This window comes from Polyangiaceae bacterium, from assembly GCA_020633205.1.
In the GTDB taxonomy this organism is placed as follows: Bacteria; Myxococcota_A; Polyangia; order Polyangiales; family Polyangiaceae; genus JAHBVY01.
On record JACKEB010000010.1, the window covers coordinates 1,152,766 to 1,173,675 of the forward strand.

Consider the following 20,910-nt stretch of genomic DNA (forward strand, 5'->3'; position numbering starts at 1 on the left):
GGTAGGCTGCTTTGCGTGCCAGGCCCACCGTCTTCGCGTCGTGAGGATGCGACCACGGTCACCAACGTTGGACCGGAGTCAACCGCAACAGCTGATGCCGCGGTCCCCGCGCTCGTCCTGTGTTGGTCGCGCAGCGAGCCCCACCGGGTGGGTGAAGTGGGCTTCCCGGAGAGCGAAGGCGAGACCAGCTTCTTCGGCAGAGGCACTGGAAACGCAGGTGATCGCCGCCTGCTATTCGCGCCTCAGCATCCCAACGCGCCCAGCGAAGCCCTGACGTTGCAAGGCAAGGGCATTTCCCGAGATCAGCTGCGCGTGACCCGAGAGGGAGATCGGCTGCGCATCGAGAACATCGGGCGCTGCGCTGCACAGCGCAACGGGGTTGACTTCCGCGCGGCACACTTCTCCATCGGCGACACGTTGCACCTCGACCGCCAGGTGCTGCTCTTGTGCGTGTCACGTGCGCCGGTCAGGCTGCGGCCACGCTTTTTTCCCGAGCGTGCTCTGGGTGAGTTTGGTCGGGGCGATGGCGTGGGTTTGATCGGGGAGAGTAGCGCCGTATGGGCGCTGAGAGACCGCGTCGCCTTCTGCGCGCTCGCGGATGAACACGTGCTAGTTCACGGCTCGAGCGGCACCGGTAAGGAGCTGGTCGCCTCCGCGGTGCACGAGCTATCTGAACGCCGGCGCGCACGCCTGGTGTCCCGCAACGCAGCGACGATTCCTAGCGGAATCGCAGCGGCAGAGCTCTTCGGCAACCGCAAAGACTACCCCAACGCGGGAGTGCCTGAGCGCGCCGGCTTGGTGGGTGAAGCGGATGGCTCGAGCTTGTTTCTGGATGAGCTGGGTGAGCTGCCGCCAGAGCTCCAGAGCCAGCTCTTGCGCTTTCTTGACTCGGGTGAATACACACGGCTCGGAGAAGATCGCGCGCGGCGCGCCGACGTGCGCCTCGTGGCCGCGACGAATCGCGACCCCAGCGAGCTCAAGCACGATTTGTTCGCGCGCCTGAAGCTATCCATCGAGACCCCGGATCTGAACCAGCATCGCGAAGACATCCCGCTTCTAGCGCGAGACTTGGTGGCGCGGGCCGCCAAGCGCTCTCCCATGCTGGTGCAGCGCTTCGTCCGCGACACCAGCCGGGGACCCGAGTTCTACGTCAGTCCGCGCTTGATGGAGCGTCTGTTGCGTCACTCCTATCAGCTCCACGTGCGCGAGCTGGACGCGTTGCTCTGGCAAGCCATGGCAGACGCGAGCGGTGACGAGCTCGATCTCTCAGAGGGCGTCGAGCAGCGTCTGAGCGGCGAAGGCGAAGGTGGCGCAGCAGGCGAGGTCGGGAGCGAAGACATCGACGCCGAGCGACTGCGGGAGGTGCTGAGCGCCGTGCGGGGCAACAAGACCGAAGCGGCGAAGCAGCTGGGGCTCACGAGCCGCTTCGCGCTGTATCGCTTGATGAAGCGCTTGAACGTAGACGCCCAGTAGCCGCCCGTTCGATCAGCGCGCAGTGTTCAGTCACCTGGGTCAGGAAGCGTTTCCTCGCGGGTTCAGAGGCGATGGCTCGTGCACGCTGTTCGAGTTCGCTCGCGGCGTGCGCCGCCAGCGCCAAGGCTTTCTCAGTGTATCCAAGCGCTTCGCACAGCTCGCAGCACACGAGCTGCAGCAACGCACGCCCCTCTTCGAACTCGGTACCTGCCTCGAACAACTCGGCGGCGCGTCGCTCGACGTCAACCATCGTCGCGCTGTCGGAGCGCGCGAGCGCGGCACGCCCCAGCGCCGCAAGCGCCAGACCGAAGAGCGGCGGAAAGGGCTCGAGCAGCGACTCGGCGCGCTCTGCGGCAGCGTGGGCCTCCTTGATTTCGCCGGCCTTGAGATGAAGCTGCGCCAAGTACGCCCAGCACGCCCCACTGAGTCGCGGATCGTCAGCAAAGGCAGCAAGCGCTGCCTGCTCCACTTCGATGCCGCGACGCAGCTCCCCAAGCTCACCAAGCACCGGCCCCCAGATGCACAGGAGCCAGGCGCGCACGTGGGTGTAGCCACGTTGCTCCGCCTCCCGATGGGCGGCCTCGATGCTCGCGTTGGCGATCGCAAAGTCGCCGAGCAACGACTGACAAAAGCCGATCTCGCCGCGCGTCGCACAAGCCGCGTGGCGCATTCCAAGCTGCTCGTACACCGCGAGCGCCACCTGCCAGTACCCGAGCTGTTCCGAATAGTCCCCCGCGTTGAGCGCGAGCACCGCCTGCAGACTTGCAAGCTCACCGCGAACGTCGAGTTCCAGCGCGGACGGCTCAGGGAGCTCGCTGATGGCGCGCGTAGCCTCGACCGACTCCCCCAGGCGCACGAACTCCCGCGCCAGCTGACACGCAAGCCAGGGGTCACCACGACACTCGGTGCGGAGCTGACGTAGTTGCTCCGCGTCTGCCAAGCGCCCCGCAGACTGTACCAATAAAGCGAGAGCACGCCGGCGCTGGGCGTCGGAGAGCTGTTCCGCGCGGAGCGCACGGCTCGCGGCTTCTCGCGCGGCCCCCATGTGGCCCCCCCAGAGTTCGAGTTCTGCTTCGAGCCACGCAGCGCGTCCAATGTCTTCGAAAGCGGGATCCCCGGCGCGCTCAAGCTGAACCCGCGCGCTCGTGAGGTCGCTAGCTAGCACCGCGGCTTCTGCCGCGTGAATCCACCAGTGACTCGCACGGCGCTCCTCCCCCCCAAATTCGAAGTGTTGAGCCAGCACGCCAGGAGGCGCACCGTTTGTTTCCTCAAGGAATAGGCCTGCGAGGCGATGTCCTCGCTCACGGTTCGGAGCGGTGAACGACGCGTATGCTGCCTCCCGCCAAAGGTCGTGGCGAAACTCCAGAGCGCCTGCGCCTCGCTGCTGAGAAGGCGCGATCACTCCTCGCTCTTGCAAGTGGGACAGCCGCTCGTCCAAGCGCACACCGGCGATCTGCGTGCCGAGCAAGGGAGGCAACGCCCGGCGCTCGAAATCGCGGCCATAGACCGAGGCGGCACGTAGGATCTGACGGTCGAGCTCGATCAGGCTTCCGAAGCGCGCTTGCAACATCGCGAGCACCGTCGGTGCAGCACCTTGCTCGGCTCCCTCGGCGCGTGCCCGCGCGAGTTCCTCGAGGAACAGCGGATTGCCCTCCGCCTGCTGCACCAAGCCAGCGATCTCCGCAGGTGATCCGCTGACCATCGAGCCCACGAGCTCCTGCGCCGCGCCGTCCTCGAGCGGCGGAACATCGAGCGCGCTGAGATGCTGCTCGAGCGCCGAGCCCGGTCGGGCGAGCCACACCAAGCGCAGCTCTCGAGGTGTTGGAGCCTGGAGTAGCCGGAGCGATACGGGGTCGCACCACTGCGCATCATCCAAGAACAGCGCGAGCGGCTGCACGCGCTGCTCCGCATCGAGCCAGGCGTGCCACGCATCGGTCAAAGCCTCCTCGAAGAGCGCCGGTTCCCGCTCCACAGCGCGCGGAACGGTGTGGACACTTGGGGCGCGCAGGGCGTGGCAGAGCAACGCGGTGTAGGCGTGTGCCGTCTCTTGAGGAATTAAATCCTCAAGGAAACGCGCTTGCAGTAGCGCCTCGACATCCGCGGGCTCAGTAGCGAGCGCCTCGAGCATCAGTCGACCAAACGCGGCATAGGGCACGCCTCGAGACAGCTCCGAGGCGCGCGCCAGCGCCACCCGCCAGCCCTGGTTTTGCCAGCGCAACGCCAGCGCCCGGGCGAGGTGGGACTTGCCAATCCCAGCAGGCCCACGCAGGAGCAACGGTGAGCCGTCGTGGAGCTGCGCTTCGCAGCGGGAGAGCAACGGCGCGCGCCCGAAACTCTTTTCCGCAGGGTTTACTGGATCGCCCAAGGACAGCAGGCGCCGCCCGTCAGCGGTCAATGCGGCTCCACCTCGCAACAGACGGGCGCTCAACTCATCCACCAACGGCGCTCCGCCGACCTGCCCCTCGAGCTGCGCGACGGCGACGTCGACGGCGCCGCCTACCGGCCGGCGTTTGGACACGTCTGCGGAACCCGTGGCGAGGGAGATCGCCAAATCAGGCTCCAGCGCATGGAGCGCCAGGGCGCACTCCGCGGCGCGGCGCACGCAATCCGATGCCTCCCCCACCCCAGCTAGGCACAAGAGCTGAGTGCCGTCGGCCAAGATTTCGAGGTCTGCTCCCGCCCGATCCGCAAGCTGCTCCAGGGTGCGTGGGTCGCTGTCGAGTTGAGTGACGGTCTCGCTGTCACCCGTGGTCGCGACGACGATCACGCTGACGAGCTGGAGCTCGCCTGCTTCAAGGCGCGTATCCTCACGGATTCTAACGGGAGCGGGGCGCGGCAGCGCTTGTCCCTCGAGGACACGCAGTAGCGCGGCCGCGCTCTCGGGTCGCTCAGCGGGCCGCTTCTGCAAGAGCTGTGCGATGGCCTCGTCGAGCGCCTCGGGAACATCTGGGCGGAACTCTCGGGCGCGCGGCACGTCGTCGAGCACGACGCGAGCCAGGGTCGCCACGCGATGTAGGCCAGCGAATGCGGCGCGCCCCGTCGCGGCCTCGAACAGCACACAGCCGAGAGCGAACAAGTCTGCACGCGCGTCGACGGGAGCACCGCGCGCCTGCTCAGGCGCCATGTAACCAGGAGTCCCCGCGGGCCCACGCAGTTGTTCAGCCCCCGCCGCACCGACAATGCCAAAGTCGATGAGCACCAGCCGCCCATCGGGCTCCCGCAGCACGTTGCTCGGCTTCAAGTCGCGGTGCACGAGCCCGGCTGCGTGAACCGCGACCAACGCGCGCGCGAGCTGCCGGCCCCACTCGAGAGCATCTCGCGGGGAGCTACCGCGCTCACGCAGGTGGCGCGCGAGATCGACCCCCTCGAGCCACTCGAGCGCAAGCCAGCCTACGTCATCCTGAGCGCCGTGAGCCAACAGCCGCACGACGCCGGAGTGCTGCACGGCCTGCAGCGCGCTTGCTTCCGCGCGAAACCGCTCGTGAGCAGCCAGGCCGGCGAGCGCGACGACCTTGAGCGCGACCGCTTCGCCCCCTGGCGCCAGGGCGCGGTACACGGCGCCCATGCCCCCTGCGCCGGCGACCCGCTCGATGCAATAGCCCTCAAGCTCGTCACCAGGGGCGAGATCCGGGGGCATCCAGCTAGCCTACAGGCTAGCCGGAGCCCCGCGAAGGCTCAGTACTTCCACATGATTCGATAGTTGTTTTCGGCGGTCGCGGAGTTCACCCCGGGGACCTTACAGAGCTTGTCGTTTTCACGCACGTAGCCGATCTTGCTTTGGTTCGCGAACTGCTTGCACATATAGACGCGCTGATAAGGCTCACTGCCGTCGGACACACGCAGGCCCCGCGACCACAACTGACTGCTGCCCGGTTGCCAGTTCGCCGACCAGCGCGGCCCAGGAGTCTTGGGCGCGTAGAAGAGGTCGAACGTCGTGAAGCCCTTTAGACCATTGAGCGTCGGTGCGCGACACACGTAGAGTCCGTTCGTACGCTCGAGGATACCCGCGAAGGAGGAGCTGCCGTCCTTCACGCGGCAGAGTTCGTGGTACCCCACCTCACCGAATACGTACATCGGAAGCTCGCTGGTCGACGGGGTGATGCTCCCCGGCGACCACCAGGCGTTGGCGTTCGGCAGGTTTGGGTTGTGCTTGAACTTGAACACACCCCAGTTCGTCACGCCCACGGTGCTGCCCATCACTTTGATGAAGCACTTGTCAGGCATCTGCCCGGCGGGAGTTGGAGTCATTACACCGGGCACTTGCTGGCCATCGCCGAGGATGGCGTAGCAGAGCGCTCGGCGATTCAGGCCCTGCTTGAAGCGCAACGTGAGCGCCGAGATTTGCCCACGCTGGGCGGCGTAAGCTTTCGTTTCCGTGGTGTAATACGTCGGGTTGTTGATCACCGAACCGTTCGCAGGGCACTTCACGCGCCACTTGCTGTTCGCGTACTCGGGATAGCCCGTGTAGATCACGTCATCGGTGCCCTTGCAGATCGGGTTCAGGGTGTATCCACCATTCGCCTTCGGCGTACGGATCCCAAGGAACGGCGCGTTGTCTTTCAGCCTCCCATTCAGAACGTAGGAGGGCGAGACGATCGGGTCCTTCACCCAGCTCAGAGGCTTCAGCGGACCCGCGGCGGCGACTCCCGAAATCGTCAGCGCCGCCGAGGCAGCGAGCCCGGCGAGGGCGAAGGTCTTCAGAGGCCTGGCGGATCGGGTCAGTCGCTTCATCTAAGTTTGCTCCAGTCAGAGGTCGGGGGTTCCTCTCCCGGGTCCAAGCGACCGGGGAGAGGGTGATGCCTTGACTAGAGCAAGCGATGTGCCGCTCACGTTGTCGCGAAATCGAGCTAAATTCAGCTTCAACTTGCGACTGTGCGGCGTGCGGCGTGCGCACGACCCGTGCGAACGCACGCGCGGGAAAACAGCGCAAACAGTCTCCGCAGCAGCGTGGAGTGAGCTAGCGTGTTTGGGGGTGAGGCGCCTTGCTTAGATACATCGTCCGTCGCTACCTGCCGTTTTTGCTGCTCCCGGCACTCCACGGCTGCGTCCCCGTTTTCGGCACGCCGCTCTCTCTCCCCCCCAAGCTCGAAGCGCAGAGAGACAGCTACGAAGCCGATCTGAACCTCGCGTTTGCGAGCGTGAACCGCTTCGCGGCGAAGTACGACTGGGGCATCAAGGCGGAAGATCTGGTCGTCGATTGGGAGGTGTTCGAGACCCAAGGCGCGCTGTGGCGGCGCATCTTGGAGATCGAGGGACTGCCGGCGAACACACCGCTGCCGACGACCGGGCTATCGGCGACGCTTGAAGAGGGGCACCTCTTGGCAGTGTCTCCGACGGAATACCAGCGGCTGCACCCGGAGTACGAGCACGGCGACTCGGCCTGGCCGGAGCTCTTGGCTCACGAGCTGGTGCACGGGCTGCACGTCGCGGTTCTTCACGGAAACGCTGACGCGATGGGACCGACCTGGTTCTTCGAAGGCTTGGCGGTGGTCGGGTCGGGACAGCCGTTTGGGCAAGGGCGGAGCTTCGACTCGAATCGCGCAGCCCTTGCGGCCCTGAAAGAACCCTCCGATCCGCGCGCAGGGAGCTACGCCACGTACGCCGCCGTCGTACGCTATTTCATGACCAAAGTGCCCCTACCAGAGCTAATTGAGCGGGCAAAGGACGCGAATTTCGAGCAGTGGCTGACTACTCGTCAGGTGGCCTTGTTAAGTCCCGAGCGCTCCCATAAATTGACACGCTGATGCTTCGCTTTGCGGTCTCCGCCGTCCTCATCGCACTCGCCCTCGGCTGTTCTTCATCGTCGACGACGACTGGCGACTGCACCAGCGGGGAGACCCGTCAGTGCGCCTGCGGTGGCGCCCAGGTCGGAGTCCAGACCTGTGGGGACAACGGCAAGTACGGCAGCTGCGAACAATGCGTGGATCCCAGCGGCGGAGGTAGCGGCGGTACTGGAAACAGCGGCGGTACCGGAAACAGCGGCGGCTCGAGTGGCGGCGGCGGCAATGGTGGTCTGGGTGCGGGCAACCCCAATGACTGCCCCGGCCAGGCGCTGATCTTGAGCGGCAGCCCAGCGACGGTCAGCATCACCGGCGATTTCGCGAACCACGCGGACATCGTGCAGCCCTACTGCCAGTTCAGCGAAGGCATGCGAACCGCCGTGTACAGCCTCACGCCCTCCTCCCCTGGTGGAATGACGATCCGCCTCGATCCCGAGAGCGACGCGCGACTCACCGTCAGCGTCCGCCAAGGCGACTGCGAAGATGAGAACGCCGAGTTCGCCTGCGAGATCGGACGCGACCTGAACGTCTCGGTGAAGGCGAACACCGAGTACTTCATCATCGTGTCTGGGGACCGCGTCCCCTACACCCTGACCGTCACGTTGCCGTGAGGATCTATCTTCAGTTTGGGCGTTGGAGCGCGTACGTCGTGCTGGCCCCCCTATTGATGGCTTGCTCGAAAGAGCCAGCACATCCCGACGCTCCCGCCGGTTCGGTGATCGCCGCGACCTCCAGCATGCCGGCACCTTCGGTGTCCGCGGCTGCCTCCGCAAGCGGCGGCGGAGCTGCATCTGGCGATGCCGCGGGGAATTGTCACCCGACGGACCCCAAGCTCGCGAAGTTCTGGAAGCCGCTGACCGCGACCGAGCTGAACGACTTGCTGAAAGGGCACGTGGATGGTGCGGCGCGCCCGCGAGCGGGTTGTGCGCTTGGCGCCTTCATGTCCACGACCAACATCCTGAGCTTCGAGGCGTCGGCGCCGCCCAAGCTCCTGCCGCTGGAGGCGCGCTGGAAGGGCGGTGACAAGGGAAAGAAAGCACCGCCCTTGGTGCCGAACCTAGCGGGAGTGCTGCCGAAGCTGGATTCCGCGACGCCCCTCGTCGAGGAGGACTTCGAGGACGGCGAAGGGAATTTCTTCACGCGCCGCGTATATCGAGCGAGCGACGGCAGCTACTTCTTGGTGCTCGACTACGCGGGCTAACAGTACCTCACGGAAGCACGCCGGGCGAGGAACAGTTGGGTCGAACTGCCGTGAGCCAAGAGCTTGCTAGGACGTTCAGCTAGCGAACAGCACGTAGGTCGTCGAGTAAGGCCGCGACGTGTGTGCGCTCCACGTGGGGCATCAAAACCACCTTCCACCACGCCGGCTCAGCGTCGTGAGAGTCGGGTACCAGGCGGTACTTTGCCGCAATCGACCTGGGCACGCCGGCAGCGTCGAGTGTGACGACATTCATCGAAGGGGCACGGAAGTGCTCGATACCCAGTGACTCGAGGCCATCACACAGTCGCTGCGCGCGCTCGATCAACTCACGGCAGAAGACGCGTCCGCCTTCGCTGCCCCAGGAACGCAGGATCATCCAGACGGCAATGGCGTTCGTTCCCGAGCGGCTCCCGCTCAACGTGCTGTCTCCTCCCGGAACATAGCGCGCCGCCGAAGTATGGGCTTCTGCGATGAAGGGGCGGCGGATCAGGTGGATGCCCGTGCCGTAGGGCGCTTGGAGCATCTTGTGGGCGTCGAGGGTGATGGACTCGACACGGGGATCGGCGAAGCTGAGCGCATTGTGCTCCGCTGTGAGGGGGTGGATGAAGCCACCAAAGGCTCCATCCACATGCGTGTGGTGGGGCAACCCTGACTTCGCGAGCGGTGCGAGCAGATCCTCCACCTCATCGACGGATCCGAACATGGTCGTCCCCATGTTCAGCCACGCGATGACACCTCGGACACCCGACGCCTGTGGATCTCGCAGCGCCCGCTCCACATCGGCGGGACGCATGCGACGGGTCTTTGCATCGACAGGGACCTCAATCGCGCGAAGCCCAAGCAAGTCCGCGGCCTTCCAAACCGAGTAGTGCGTATCCGCGGAGAAAAGAATCGCAATCTCGCTCGACTGGAGGCCGAACCGGCGGCGCAACGCGTTGCGGAAGCACCAGCAAGCTTGAATATTGGACTCGGTACCACCCGCGGCCACATAGCCATCCCAGGAGTCTGGCTCGGCGTCGAGCAGCCGCTCTGCACAAATCTGAAGCGCTTCACGTTCCAGCGCCTGAGTCCCTGCGAACGCCCCTTCGGATTGCCCCAGCGTATGCACACCGATGTGGTTTGGATTCGCGAAGAACGTGGAGAGAAAGGGCGAAGCGTCGACGAAGGGCAGCTTGGGAAAGACACGCGTATCGAGGTGCGACCCCGGCACTCCGAGCTGCAGATCGCGCGTGTAGAGTAGATTCTGCTCCAGCGCCCCGCGCACTCGTTCGGCGATGGCGATCTCTTCAAGGCGGTCCCAGGGCTTCATGGCGGCAGCTCCTTCTCGCTCACCTGACCGAATCGCGCTACCCATAAGCGCGTCCTGCGCAGGCTGAACACGCCACTGGTCCCGCGACGTAACGCTGGGTTTGATGAAGACAGCAAGACAAAGCATCGACCTCGATCGTGGGACTTGGCTGACTCCAACGCGGTTTGCTGAAGTCGGCAGCCCCACGGGCTTGTTTCGCGATCCTCAGGCGCGCTGGGTTGCGCTGGCGAGCGACTTCGACGCCTACGCGTGGCCTGGACGCGTGTTGTCTGGAGGGCAGCTCTTGCGGCGCAGGCTGAGCCTGTGCTCGGCGGACTTGGCGGCGCGCCTCGCGGTGTTCGGGGAGGCGCGCTTCCCGGTCAACGCGGTCGCGTTTCATCCTTCGGAGCCTGTGCTCGCCATCGGAACCGGGAGGTACGACGGTGGGCACTTCTTCGAAGGTGAGCTGTTTTACTGGAACTGGGAGACCGGCGAAGTTCGTCGCCTGCTCGGCGAGAGTCGGGAGATCGTGGCTTGTCGCTTCGACGAGCGCGGCGGGCTCGCGGTGCTGATGCGTCCACGAGATGAGGAGGAATTCCCCGGCGCACACGCGCGCAACGCGTATGTCACCACCACGCTGCTGGACACCCGGGACGTCGCCGAACGCTTACCGGTCGGGGGCACAGACCCGCTGCTAGCAGAGCTCGAACCGGTGTCCGCGGAGAAGGCAGGCTTCGAGGCTCCTGAGCACATCAGCGCTCAGGCTAGGACCGCGGCGCGGCACTTCGAACAGATCGCTGGATTTCGGCCACGCCGCCGCGTTGGAGATCTCGCGTGGACGGACGACGGCGAGCTGGCCGCAGTGCACGACACCTGCTTGGTCGAGCTGTGGAGCGCGGGGGGTGAGTTACTGCGGGAGGTCAGCGATGAAGCGCGCGGTGTGCAGCTGCTACGCTGGGGCGACGAACTCGTGGTCAACGCGTTGCCTCGCGGCACCACTGAGACACCGCCGAATTCCCGCCTCCATTCGCTAGACGGCGCGCTAATTCGGGAGTTTGACAGGTTCTATCTATTCTCCTCCGACAGTGGCGGGCGGCTCCTGTGCAGGGACGTCAGCCGCCCCTCGCCGCCTGCAGCGCGTCAGGACCTGGCCTTGGACCGCAACGAGAACACGCTGCTACGCGCCGACCTCGGACATTACGACGCCTATAATCACTACCTGCGAATCGACGGGGACGAAGCGCTCTGGTTCTTGCGCGGCCGTCCGCCGACGAGCCACCAACACAAGCTGCTGTGTCGGATCGGGGCAGACGAGCAGATCGAGGTCGCGATGCCCTGGGATACGGCGGGAGACCACCTCCGCGCGGCAACGGCGCTGCTCGTGCGAGGCACCCTCGTACGCCTTGGCCGATGGCAGCTTCGGACTCCTCGACCTGGAGCGCGGAGCAGTCATCCACGAAACCAAAGCAACCTATCAGGGCCTCCCGACCGTGGTTCAGTGCCTGAGCGTCGGTGCGGCGGGGCTCGCCGTGGGCACGCTGTGCGGCAACATCTGTGTGCTGCCGTGGGGATGAGGGGGCGGATGGTGCTCAGGACCACCCCCACATCTTCGGGTTCCACTCCCCGGTTGCTCCCACGAGCACCGGGTCAAGAAACCCCCGCACGGCGTCGAGAAGGTCGGCGATCACCCTCCAAGGAAGGTCGTTGTCCGCTGCCATACGAGCGTACACCGGTCCCCAACTCAGGGGAGGCGGCGGAACACTCGGCGGAAGCGCATGAGTCTTGCGAAACGCGAAGGTCGCATCGAGCGCATCGCGAAGCTCTGCGGCGTCCAGACCTCCCAACGAAGCGAGTAGGGCGAGGTCCGGCAGGTCCTTGACCCGGGTGTTCTCGCGCGCTCTAGGGATGGTGTAGGCATGAAGCTTCTCCGCGATGTGAGTGACCCGTGGGTAAATCCGCATGGTCGCGGGTTCGATTCCTGCGAAACGCAGAAACGGGCTGCCTTCGATCTGGTCTGGCGCGACGGTTAGGGCGTCAGCGAACCCAACGTCGACTCCGAAGCGCCCTGCATAGAGCTTGCCTCCTAGTCGAGCCTCGCAGCGAAAGCGTTGGCCATCATAGACAACGCCCTCCCCCTGGATCACCGGATGGTGCTTGTCTGGTTCGATGACGAACGAAAGGAAGTCGCCCAGCTCGAGTTGCCCCAACAGCTGCAGACGGTGCAGTGTCGAGGCCGCATCGCCCTTCATCCAAAGATCGACATCTTTGGTGGCGCGCGCTCTTTCGAGGCGCAACTCAAGCGTAACCCCACCCTTCACGATCACGTCGGCCCCGAGATGACCGCACACTCTGGCGAGAAAGCGGTCGAAAACCAGCACCTGGCGAAGCCTAGCAAGGTCGCGCCCGCGGCTGCGAGCTTCAGTGCGCAAGCGCTGCTCCAGTGCCATGCGGAAAGCCTCTGGGGTAGCGTACCCTCTACTCACGACGCGCCTTCAATTCGTGCCGAACGAGAGCGCGAGTGAACGCTCCGCGCCGGACACCCTGGTTGATCGCTTGCGTCACGAGGTTCGGCTCGACTGCATCCAGCAAGCAGTCGACGACCGTGCGAAGCGGCGTGGTGACTTTGATCGCGCCTTTCCATTCGACGTCTTCGTCTCTGAGGTCGGCGTAGTTGAGCACTAACCCTTTCGGGACTCGGAGTCGCCGCACGGCCCATGAAAATGGGACGGTCATATGGCGAGTGCCCGGCAGCGCATCGGAAAGATCGTGAAGCAGCAGCGCGGTCTCGTGACTAAAAGCGCCTTTACTGTCTGCCCATAGCCAGAGCGGCATGAGATCCTCATGGTCGCCGGGAGGGAATCGTGTGAGTCGAAATACTCCTCGGCCCGCGCGCTCGAGCTTGCCCGACTTCAAGTGATACTGGAGCAGCGGGCGCGAGAAGCCCGCCACATCCGCCTGAGCAACGGTGAAGTACCCCATCTGCGCGGCGGCGATCTCCCACAGCTCGTCCCAGCTCGGCGCTGAACCATCTGCGGCGGTTCGAGGCATGCACAAACGTTAAATTGATTTTAACTCTTGTGCAAGTTGGGCTCGAAGCTGCGAGTGATCACACGCCGCCGCTCCATTCGCTGCGTCCCCGAGAGGAGGCGACCCTCAGACCAACGGTTTAGGAGAGCTCTAGGGTGAGTTCTGCGCCCCCGACACGAGTCGAACCCCTGACCAACGATTTAAGGAGAACTCTAGGGTGAGTTCTGCGCCCCCGACACGAGTCGAACGTGTGACCAACGGTTTAGGAAACCGCTGCTCTATCCTCTGAGCTACGGGGGCCCCGGCACGGCCGAGCGCTTTTCAGCGGGCGCAGGGTATATCAGTCGGCGGGGAGCGTTGCCAGTCCACTGCCATGAGGCGCCATGAGGCGCGCCTCTCCCCCGAACCCGTGGCGTGAATTGCAGGCATTTCCTGGGGCTTTGTCCCATGCGGCCGCGCGATGGGTCCCCTACGCTCGGGGCATGGGCAAGATCTTCGAGGAGCTCGATGAGGGCCTCTGCGAGTTCATCCGCGCGCAGCATCTGTTCTTCATCGCGACGGCGCCACTCGCTGCGGACGGCCACGTGAACCTCTCACCCAAAGGCCACGACAGCTTGCGCATCTTGAGCCCAACGCGCCTCGCGTACTTGGATTTGGTGGGCAGCGGCGTGGAGACCATCGCGCACCTGCGAGAGAACGGCCGCGTGTGCTTGATGTGGTGCGCCTTCGAAGGCAAGCCGCGCATCGTGCGCGTGCATGGTCGCGGACGCGCTGTGTTTCCCCACGAAACTGAGTTCGAAGAACTCGCCAGCGCCTTCCCAAGCTACCCCAACCAGCGCTCGATCATCCTGATCGACGCCCTGCGCATCGCGGATAGCTGCGGCTTCAGCGTACCGCTAATGAACTTCGTCGCGGACCGTGACCAACTCAGCAAGTGGGCGGACCGCAAAGGCCCCGATGGAATTCGGGACTACCTCGAGGAAAAGAACCTCGAGAGCTTGGATGGCTTGCCCGGCTTCGTCCGGCCGGAAGAGGCTTGAAGCGTGCCACGCATCGCGACGCTTGGAGACATCGACGGCTTGCTCCGCCTGATGGAGCCCTTCAACGCGGGGGAAGCGATCCCGTGGCACCCGGAGCGCACCCGCGAGGCGCTCACCAGGCTCTTCAGCACGCCCGAGCTCGGTTTCGTCGTGTTGACGGAGGACCTCACCCCCAATCCCAAGCCCATTGGGTACGCGGTCGTCACCTACAACTTCGATCTGGAGTTCGGCGGGCTCGACTGCATCCTCACCGAGATCTACGTGAGCCCGGGTTTTAGGGGGAGAGGGCTCGCCCGGGAGCTCCTGCAGCACGCACAAGCCAGCGCAAAGGCCGCTGGAGCCGCTGCAATGTCGCTGGCTGTCCGCCCGAGCAACACTTCCGCGCGGCAACTCTACACAGCTCTCGGCTTCGAGGACACCGAGCGCATCGTGCTGAGCAAGTTACTCGACTAGCTCAGCGTGCGAGCCACGACTTGGTTCAGCTCCTGCACCAAGCGATTCAGCGCGTCACGTTCAGGGATGTTCGCAAATGCCAGGAACAGGTGCTGCGGCTCCAGGGCATCGCTGAACGGATTGAAGCGCACCACACCGGGGCTCCCCGACTCCGTCCACGTACCGTCTAGGTAGCTCGCGCCCGTGTAGAGCAAGTTGCCGTTCATGAAGTACCTGGGCAGCTCGGGCGTCGCGGGCACCAAGCCGAGTGCCGCTGCTCTTGGCTCCAAGAAGGCCTCGAAAGCAGCCGTGAGCCGCGGCAAGAGCGTCGCCATCTCCCCTGCGCTGTGTTCCCAACGGCTATGATGGGCGCTGTGAGCCGGATTCAAGAACGCACTCACCCGCGCCTGCAGGCTGAAGAGCGCGCGCTCCACGAAGAGAGCCTCTCCACTCATTCCTCGCGGCAATGAGAGCAGCACATCACGATTCGAAAGGGACCCGAACAGGCTGAGCTGCTGCGCTTTGGCCCCGCCATCAATCACACCTTTGGCACGCTCCTCGTCCACGACCTCGCCGAGGCGCTTCTCCGAACCGAACCAGTCGAGTTGAGGCGCGAGAGCCGCCGGCGGCTGCACGACCAGCAGATGATCGAAGTCCGCCGTTTCCGGGAGGTGCTCGTCGTGGACGTGCAGCGTCGGAAAGAAGATGGCGTCGGCGTCCCGGTAGGGAAAGCTGAACGCCATCGGGTGGATGCGCTCCGGAGCCGGGTTGAACAACCCGAGCGTCTTGGGTTTTGGCTTGAGCTTGAACACCGCGAAGCCCCAGTCGGCGTAGCGCGTGAGCCGCTCGACGACCCCTGGCGGCAACTGAAAGCGCGGATCCAGGCGCGAGAAATCACTCATGCTCGGCACGAAGGACGCCTCGAAGCGCCCAACGCCAATCACCTTGAGCGGCTCCGCGTTGCCGCCCAGGCTGCGAGGTTGAGGGCCAAACGCAGCCGGCGCCATCACGGCTGGGAACGCTTGGCGCAAATCGCCGAAGAACTCCGGGTAGTCACTGAGGTCGATGAACTCGACCGCGTCCTCCGCGCTTCCGGGAGGCACTGGGAGCGGCAGCACCATGGCGAGTTCTTCCGCCGCGGCAAACTGCATCGAATACACCAGCACCTGCCGCACGCCGTCACGCCGCGCGAAGATGTGGGTCTGCGAGACATGGCTCACCGCCTTCGTGAACAGGCACATCGCCGCCGCTCCCCGGTCTTCAACCCTCGAGCAGCGGATTGATCGTCGCGCTGTCCACGTACTGTTCGAAGGTCTTGATCTTGCCGTCGACGAGGCCAATCACATGCACCACGCCCGCACGCACTGACTTGCCGTTCTTGCCCTTGGCCGCGTAGTGGCCCTGCATCACGACGGTGTCCCCGGCGTCGATCAAGCGGGTGATCTCCACGGCGAACGACTCGAAGGACCCTGCGGTCGGCCCGAGCACGCCCTCGAGCACCGCCTGGGGCCCGTTGTAGACGCCGCCAAATTTGTAGCCAGCGCTCTCGACCCACTGGATCTCAGGGTGCAAGCCCCCAAGCACCTTCGGTACGTCGCCTGCGGCGAACGCGTCGTATACTCCCTGCACGATTTCCACGTTGGTCACGTCGCACTCCCTCCTATTGGAGAGAAAAGTGTCAGTGAGCAGCAAAGGGGATGCAACACTCGCGCACGGTTTCAGCATGACAACGGTCAAGTCGTCATCGTGACCTGGGGCGCGCTCGTGTTCGGCGGCGTCCAGTTCTTCAGAGGCAGGCGACAGCTCAAACGGAGCTAGCCCCCTGGTGTTCTTTTGGGGGTTTGGGGGTGAGGACCAACGTACCTCACCCCCTACCCTTCGCTTGGCGTTCAAGGACCTAGCTTCGGCATCAGCTTGGCGATCTGCTCAGCGCCGACCACCAGGCGCACCTGGTCGATTTGCTGTGCGATCTCCTTGAGCGCGTCCAGCTCCTTCAGGCGCAGCAGCACCGGGTTGTCCGCCATCACCTTCGCGGTGTTGGCGAGCGCCCGAGTCGCTGCCGTCTCCTCGCGGCGCAGGATCACGTTCGCTTGAGCCTCCTTCTCGGCCTCGATCACTCGGTTCATCAGGACCTGCATCGCGCCAGGCAGGATGAAGTCCTTCACACCGATGCGTCGCAGCTCGACGCCCAGCGCGCTGGCCGTCGGAGCCACTTGCTCCGCGAGGAACTGAGTGAGCTGTTGACGCGCCTCGAGCAGCTCGTCCAGGGTCATGCCCGCAACGAACTCGCGCAGCGCGAGCTGCACACCGAGGTGCAGGCTGTCCGTGAAGGCCGTCGCGCGCGTCACCGCGATCACGGGGTCCACCACGGCGAACTCCAGCGTCACGCTCACGCGCAGGCCCACCTTGTCCTTGGTGAGCAGCTCTTGACCGACCACCGGCAGCTGTTGCTGCCGTAGATCGACCAGCTTCACCTGAACGCTGCGCTCAGGCGTTGCCCACAGCGCGAACTGGCCCGGCTCGAGCACTCGCACGAGACGACCCTGAACGAACAGCAGTCCAGCCTGATGCTCCTCGACGCGACCCCAGGCGATCTCCTCGTCGGGGATCAACGCGAGCAGCTCCTTGGTGAGACCGACCAGCGGCTCGCGCACGTCGAAACGCACAAGGGCAACACTGGGGTCCACACTCCAGAAGCGATGCACGCCTGGGCGCAGGAAGATCTTTGGCACGCCGTCACGGGTGATCACCGCGCGCTCGTGGTCCTGAAGCGTTACCTCCTGGAACCAAGCTGGGTCGAGCACTGCACGCAGCTCGGGCGCTAGCCAGAACTCCAGTGCCTCGACGTTGAGCGTGACGTCACTGAGGCCGAAGCCCCAGATGACGTGACGGCCTGGGCCAAGCGCGAAGCGCGGCACGCCGTGGCGTTGCACGATGACGCGCTGGTTCATAGGAACATGGATAATCTTGAACATGACACGACCTCCTCATGCGCCGGGAAAGGCCCGGCGAGGGGAATGAAAGTGCATCCACGGCGCCGGCGGGCTTCCGGCGACCAAGCGCAAGGCTGCTCTCACAGCCAACGCTTCGCGCGCTCCACCACGTACGGCTCGCGAACTCGAGGCGCCCTGCGTGAGGTGCAGCGAGGGACCGAAGTTGCTCGCTACGCGTCATCGAGGACGGCTCTAGCCCGCGGCGCGCACCGTTTCCGCGAGGTCATGCACCAGGTGCACGACCACACGAACCGCCCGCGCCGCTTCTGCTTGGGATTAGGATTTACAGTCCTAGTTTTTGAAGCTGATTGGAAGTCAGTTGCGTCTACCATTCCGCCACTCATGCAAGGTTTTGGCGCATGAGGAGGGACTCGAAACCGAGTGAAGTGCGCCAAGGCAAAGCCTTGGCGCTCACGAGGTCCGAAGGAACCCTCAAGTTCAAGGACGTTGGTTAAGCGTCCTGAGCACCGATGGAATACGACCCGGAAACACGCAAACGCGAAACGCGGACGCGTCCAGTCGCACCACCCCCGGAACCAAAAAGGAACCGAGGAGTGCCCCCTACACCGGCGGTGAAAAGCCGCCGGAGAATCGAATGGGATGTGGGCCGGCGCCTGAAAGGCGCGAAAATCGGCCCAGAAATGCCGAAAGCCGCCAAGCGGTTTCGCTGGCGGCTCCAAGACGACGTCGAACGTCTCAACGTGACGAACGTATCAGAGCCACCTGCTGCGACCGATTGGGCGCAACCCGGCGATATCGCAGGTGCGATACAAAGCTTTGCCGTTGGAGCTTGAGCACGCGCCCAGTCCTTGCGGAAAAGCTTTGAGGTGGTTGGCTAGGTGAGTCATCGAGCGGCGAAGGGTAAGGATCGCGACCGCAAAGTCAAAGACAAAGCGCTCTTTTTCCGGGAAAGCGGTCGGAGCGTTAGCGCTCCGTGAGGACGTGCTGAGTAAGGGTACTCACGCCCGCTGAGTAACCTGCCTACGCCTCACAGCACGGTCTCCCCAGGTCGGGGGATAGTGGGAACTCTTCAACGCGCCGATCCTCAGAGCAACATCTGGAGGTCTTCGTGAAGAACCGTGTCGCTACTCAGTCCATGTCGAGCCACAACGCAGGAGAGCCTGCCGACGGAGCGCAAATCCGCGCAGCAATCTCTAGGAGCCGTTCCGGCCGTAGCCTGTGGCCAAACCTACTGCTCCTTGGTGCTCTGGCTCCCACCCTGGGCGGCTGCATGTTCCTCGAGCTGAACGGCGGCTACTATCCGATCACGAGCTACGACGCGCCGTCTGGCGCCCCAGCCGGCGCGCCCGAGCTGTCCAGCAAGTTCGGCTTTGGCATTTCCCTGGGGACATACATCGAGTTCTCACAGACGGTGCGCATCGCCGCCGGCGGTGAGTTTGGGCGGGTGCTGATCGAAGACAGCGATGGTGGCGAGGGCCACATCAACCGCGCAGCACCGGGGGCCCGTGCCGACGTCAGCGTGATGGAGCTGAGCGAGGATACGAAGGTGCGCGCTACGGCCGAAGCGCTCTTCGGCGGCTCCACCTTGGTCTACACCCCCAAGGACGGCAGCGAGCAGAGCTTCGAAGACGGCAAGAACTTCAGCCTGTTCATCGGCGCCACCTACGCTTGGTTCGAGAACGACACGGACACACTGATGGCGAGCGTTGGTCCTCACTATATCAAGTCGAGCAACGACGAAGCCGGCAGCGTGTCGGCCACAGGCGTCGGACTCAAGCTGACCATCAGCGCCAACCTCTTCGGCGGGGGTGGCGGGGGTAGTAGTGACACTCCATCACAGGGTGGCGAAGGCATCGTGGCGATCACGATGACCCTCGCCAACGAATCTTCGATCATCGGTCAGTTCGCGAACGCCGCTCGCAGCCACGGCTGCAGCGTCGACGAGAAGAGCAACCAAGTGATCGCTCGCTGCTCCGAGGGCAACATCGTCTACCTGCAGAACGGCAAGAAGGCGATCGCGCTCTGCCAAAAGGGCATGAGCGAGGGTGCATGCAACCAGCTGCACCAGAAGCTCAAGTCGTACACGCCCTACTGATGCTCAAGTGATGAGTCGCAAGGGCCCGGCTCGCGAGGGCGCGCGACCAAGCGCTCTCTGGCGTGCTGGTACGCACGCGGCGCGGCGCCCCTGCTAGGGTGCGGGGGATGCAGGGCGGCGCCAGTCAGGACGAACCCGAGGCCGACGAGCGCTACGGCCCGGAGGTCACGGATTTGATCATCCAGTACGACCCAGACACCCTGGAGCGCGGCCGAGTGCGTCGCGACGTCGTAGTCGACTTCTTCGAGCAGACGGGCAACCCCCAGGCGGCGCGCATCGCCGGGTCACTGCGCGTTGATTCCGCGGGGTACTACAACGAAGCAGCCATTGATGAGCTCTTCGTGGAGGTCCACACCGAGCTGCAGCGCCTGCACGAGGAGTTCCTCCACGGCGAGCGGCTGCTGAACGTGTTGCGGCCGCTGGTGGACACGCTGCTCGAGAGCGGCCTGGAGAAGCTGCGGATCGTCGATGTGGGTTGCGGAACCGGTTTCGTGGTGCGCTGGCTGGCAGCCTGTGCGGGCTTCGACGAACGGGTCGAGCTCACCGGCTGCGACTACAACCGCGCACTAATCACGGCGGCGAACGACGCGAAACGCGCCGAAGGCCTGAACTGTGACTTCGTGATCGGCAACGCCTTTCGCCTGCGAGAGCCTGCACACATCTACCTCTCGATGGGCGTGGTGCATCACTTCCGCGGTCCAGATCTGGATCAGTTCTTCGAGCAACAGTGTGGAAGCGACACGCTCGGCTTCGTGCACTTCGATATCGCACCGACTTGGCTCGCCCCCCTCGGTGCCTGGCTTTTCCACGTCGCTCGTATGCGCACCGCCATCGCGCGCCACGACGGCGTGCTCTCCACCCTGCGGGCGCACCCGGACGACGTGTTGCTGGGAGCCGCCCGGCGAGCGGGAGGACCAAGTGGTCTCGAGACGGCGCTCTACGGGGTGCCCTGGCGCTGGTTGCCCATCACGCGCATCATCCGTCCCGTCGTCGGAATCCGCACGGAACATAAAGACGCATGGGTCAGCCGCATGGGCGAGCGGGCGCGCCTGTTCGGAGAGTTCGGGTGAGCCTGACAGCAGCTTGGCCGGCGCTGTTGCTCTACTCCATGGCGACGCTGGATAGCTTCTTGGTGGGCTTTCGCGTCGCCGCCGGGCGCAACTTGGCCATCAAGAAGCGCGCGTACTTCCTGGCGGCGATGCGCCGTAGCTTCTGGCTGGGGCAGGCGCTCTTGGCCCTGAGCGCGCTGGTGGCGACGCTGGTTCTTCAGCTGACCCCGGACCCTGGGGAAACCTGGCGCCACTTCTTGATTGCCGCACAGAATTTGCTGTGGGCCTACGCCCCGTACTCCGTGCTGGTCCTCGTGGCGCTCGGCTTCTATCTGATCCCAAAACACGACAGCCGGGCTATCGCGACGGTGGTCATTCTGGGCCCTTTCACCTTGCTCAGGCCCTACGTGTTCTTGTTTGGCCTGGCCATCTGCTGGTGGCAGACGCGTGAGGTCGTGCCCTGCATGATCGCAAGCTTCGGGGTCGCGCTTCAATTGGGCCTCGAGCCGGTTCTGGAGATGCGGCGGAAGCGCAGGAAGAGCGGCGATAGCGTGCGCGCCTGAGCAGTCGG

18 protein-coding genes and 1 tRNA gene are annotated in these 20,910 nt (G+C 64.7%); 10 read left to right on the top strand and 9 right to left on the bottom strand.

Annotated features, from left to right (window positions below; all coding sequences use genetic code 11):
* Window positions 1-15 precede the first annotated feature (15 nt).
* Window positions 16-1,473: a sigma-54-dependent Fis family transcriptional regulator gene (locus H6718_04855; GenBank protein MCB9584701.1), complete on the top strand. Its 1,458-nt coding sequence runs from the start codon at window positions 16-18 to the stop codon at window positions 1,471-1,473.
* On the opposite strand, the gene H6718_04860 is transcribed toward H6718_04855, so the two are convergent.
* Both H6718_04860 and H6718_04865 read right to left on the bottom strand, forming a co-directional pair.
* On the bottom strand, window positions 1,415-5,110 hold the full coding sequence (locus tag H6718_04860; GenBank protein ID MCB9584702.1) for a protein kinase: 3,696 nt from the start codon (window positions 5,108-5,110) through the stop codon (window positions 1,415-1,417). The two genes, H6718_04855 and H6718_04860, sit on opposite strands and share 59 nt — an antisense overlap.
* A gap of 38 nt (window positions 5,111-5,148) precedes the next feature.
* Complete coding sequence (locus H6718_04865; protein MCB9584703.1) at window positions 5,149-6,204, bottom strand: hypothetical protein; 1,056 nt, start codon at window positions 6,202-6,204, stop codon at window positions 5,149-5,151.
* A 251-nt stretch (window positions 6,205-6,455) separates the two neighbouring features.
* Here H6718_04865 and H6718_04870 point away from each other — a divergent pair, with 251 nt between their 5' ends.
* Genes H6718_04870 through H6718_04880 form a run of 3 tightly spaced genes read left to right on the top strand, consistent with a single transcriptional unit; the run spans window position 6,456 to window position 8,454 of the window.
* A complete protein-coding gene (locus tag H6718_04870) occupies window positions 6,456-7,217 on the top strand; it encodes a hypothetical protein (protein ID MCB9584704.1) in 762 nt (253 codons plus the stop codon).
* Complete coding sequence (locus H6718_04875) at window positions 7,217-7,864, top strand: hypothetical protein (GenBank protein MCB9584705.1); 648 nt, start codon at window positions 7,217-7,219, stop codon at window positions 7,862-7,864. The genes H6718_04870 and H6718_04875 overlap by 1 nt, the downstream gene beginning before the upstream one ends.
* Complete coding sequence (locus H6718_04880; protein MCB9584706.1) at window positions 7,861-8,454, top strand: hypothetical protein; 594 nt, start codon at window positions 7,861-7,863, stop codon at window positions 8,452-8,454. Before H6718_04875 ends, H6718_04880 begins: the two co-directional genes overlap by 4 nt.
* A 79-nt stretch (window positions 8,455-8,533) precedes the next feature.
* Here the strand turns inward: H6718_04880 and H6718_04885 are convergent, their stop codons facing one another.
* Entirely contained in the window at window positions 8,534-9,763 is a 1,230-nt protein-coding gene (locus tag H6718_04885) for an aspartate aminotransferase family protein (GenBank protein ID MCB9584707.1), read from the bottom strand.
* A 1,382-nt stretch (window positions 9,764-11,145) separates the two neighbouring features.
* Between H6718_04885 and H6718_04890 the strand changes: the two genes are divergently transcribed.
* Complete coding sequence (locus H6718_04890) at window positions 11,146-11,316, top strand: hypothetical protein (protein ID MCB9584708.1); 171 nt, start codon at window positions 11,146-11,148, stop codon at window positions 11,314-11,316.
* A 15-nt stretch (window positions 11,317-11,331) separates the two neighbouring features.
* Here the strand turns inward: H6718_04890 and H6718_04895 are convergent, their stop codons facing one another.
* The 3 genes from H6718_04895 to H6718_04905 all read right to left on the bottom strand — a co-directional run bounded on the left by H6718_04895 (window position 11,332) and on the right by H6718_04905 (window position 13,069).
* Window positions 11,332-12,189 carry a nucleotidyl transferase AbiEii/AbiGii toxin family protein gene (locus H6718_04895; protein MCB9584709.1) on the bottom strand — a complete coding sequence of 286 codons (858 nt, stop codon included), beginning with the start codon at window positions 12,187-12,189 and terminating at the stop codon, window positions 11,332-11,334.
* A gap of 28 nt (window positions 12,190-12,217) precedes the next feature.
* On the bottom strand, window positions 12,218-12,790 hold the full coding sequence (locus H6718_04900) for a type IV toxin-antitoxin system AbiEi family antitoxin domain-containing protein (GenBank protein ID MCB9584710.1): 573 nt from the start codon (window positions 12,788-12,790) through the stop codon (window positions 12,218-12,220).
* Window positions 12,791-12,996: 206 nt separating this feature from the next.
* Window positions 12,997-13,069, bottom strand: a tRNA-Arg gene (locus H6718_04905).
* A 182-nt stretch (window positions 13,070-13,251) separates the two neighbouring features.
* On the opposite strand from H6718_04905, the gene H6718_04910 reads away from it, so the two are divergent.
* Both H6718_04910 and H6718_04915 read left to right on the top strand, forming a co-directional pair.
* Window positions 13,252-13,809, top strand: a complete 558-nt coding sequence (locus H6718_04910) for a pyridoxamine 5'-phosphate oxidase family protein (protein MCB9584711.1) — start codon at window positions 13,252-13,254, stop codon at window positions 13,807-13,809.
* A gap of 3 nt (window positions 13,810-13,812) precedes the next feature.
* A complete protein-coding gene (locus tag H6718_04915; GenBank protein ID MCB9584712.1) occupies window positions 13,813-14,262 on the top strand; it encodes a GNAT family N-acetyltransferase in 450 nt (149 codons plus the stop codon).
* Here the strand turns inward: H6718_04915 and H6718_04920 are convergent.
* The 3 genes from H6718_04920 to H6718_04930 all read right to left on the bottom strand — a co-directional run bounded on the left by H6718_04920 (window position 14,259) and on the right by H6718_04930 (window position 17,216).
* Window positions 14,259-15,482 (bottom strand): hypothetical protein, encoded by a 1,224-nt coding sequence (locus H6718_04920; GenBank protein MCB9584713.1) that lies wholly within the window; start codon window positions 15,480-15,482, stop codon window positions 14,259-14,261. The genes H6718_04915 and H6718_04920 overlap by 4 nt on opposite strands.
* Before the next feature lie 19 nt (window positions 15,483-15,501).
* Window positions 15,502-15,888, bottom strand: a complete 387-nt coding sequence (locus H6718_04925; protein ID MCB9584714.1) for a nuclear transport factor 2 family protein — start codon at window positions 15,886-15,888, stop codon at window positions 15,502-15,504.
* 242 nt (window positions 15,889-16,130) lie between these two features.
* Window positions 16,131-17,216 (bottom strand): slipin family protein, encoded by a 1,086-nt coding sequence (locus H6718_04930; protein ID MCB9584715.1) that lies wholly within the window; start codon window positions 17,214-17,216, stop codon window positions 16,131-16,133.
* A gap of 1,087 nt (window positions 17,217-18,303) precedes the next feature.
* On the opposite strand from H6718_04930, the gene H6718_04935 reads away from it, so the two are divergent.
* The 3 genes from H6718_04935 (at window position 18,304) to H6718_04945 (ending at window position 20,902) form a co-directional block, all read left to right on the top strand.
* On the top strand, window positions 18,304-19,290 hold the full coding sequence (locus tag H6718_04935) for a hypothetical protein (protein MCB9584716.1): 987 nt from the start codon (window positions 18,304-18,306) through the stop codon (window positions 19,288-19,290).
* Between the two features lie 107 nt (window positions 19,291-19,397).
* Window positions 19,398-20,360, top strand: coding sequence for a class I SAM-dependent methyltransferase (locus H6718_04940; GenBank protein ID MCB9584717.1), 963 nt, complete (start codon window positions 19,398-19,400; stop codon window positions 20,358-20,360).
* Window positions 20,357-20,902, top strand: coding sequence for a hypothetical protein (locus tag H6718_04945; GenBank protein ID MCB9584718.1), 546 nt, complete (start codon window positions 20,357-20,359; stop codon window positions 20,900-20,902). Before H6718_04940 ends, H6718_04945 begins: the two co-directional genes overlap by 4 nt.
* The last annotated feature ends 8 nt before the right edge of the window (window positions 20,903-20,910 follow it).

Excerpts from the sequence above, each read along its gene's own strand:
- H6718_04860 (MCB9584702.1), bottom strand. The coding sequence starts at position 5,110 with ATGCCCCCGGATCTCGCCCCTGGTGACGAGCTTGAGGGCTATTGCATC.
- H6718_04865 (MCB9584703.1), bottom strand. The coding sequence starts at position 6,204 with ATGAAGCGACTGACCCGATCCGCCAGGCCTCTGAAGACCTTCGCCCTC.
- H6718_04875 (MCB9584705.1), top strand. The coding sequence starts at position 7,217 with ATGCTTCGCTTTGCGGTCTCCGCCGTCCTCATCGCACTCGCCCTCGGC.
- H6718_04885 (MCB9584707.1), bottom strand. The coding sequence starts at position 9,763 with ATGAAGCCCTGGGACCGCCTTGAAGAGATCGCCATCGCCGAACGAGTG.
- H6718_04895 (MCB9584709.1), bottom strand. The coding sequence starts at position 12,189 with ATGGCACTGGAGCAGCGCTTGCGCACTGAAGCTCGCAGCCGCGGGCGC.
- H6718_04900 (MCB9584710.1), bottom strand. The coding sequence starts at position 12,790 with ATGCCTCGAACCGCCGCAGATGGTTCAGCGCCGAGCTGGGACGAGCTG.
- H6718_04910 (MCB9584711.1), top strand. The coding sequence starts at position 13,252 with ATGGGCAAGATCTTCGAGGAGCTCGATGAGGGCCTCTGCGAGTTCATC.
- H6718_04920 (MCB9584713.1), bottom strand. The coding sequence starts at position 15,482 with ATGTGCCTGTTCACGAAGGCGGTGAGCCATGTCTCGCAGACCCACATC.
- H6718_04930 (MCB9584715.1), bottom strand. The coding sequence starts at position 17,216 with ATGTTCAAGATTATCCATGTTCCTATGAACCAGCGCGTCATCGTGCAA.
- H6718_04940 (MCB9584717.1), top strand. The coding sequence starts at position 19,398 with ATGCAGGGCGGCGCCAGTCAGGACGAACCCGAGGCCGACGAGCGCTAC.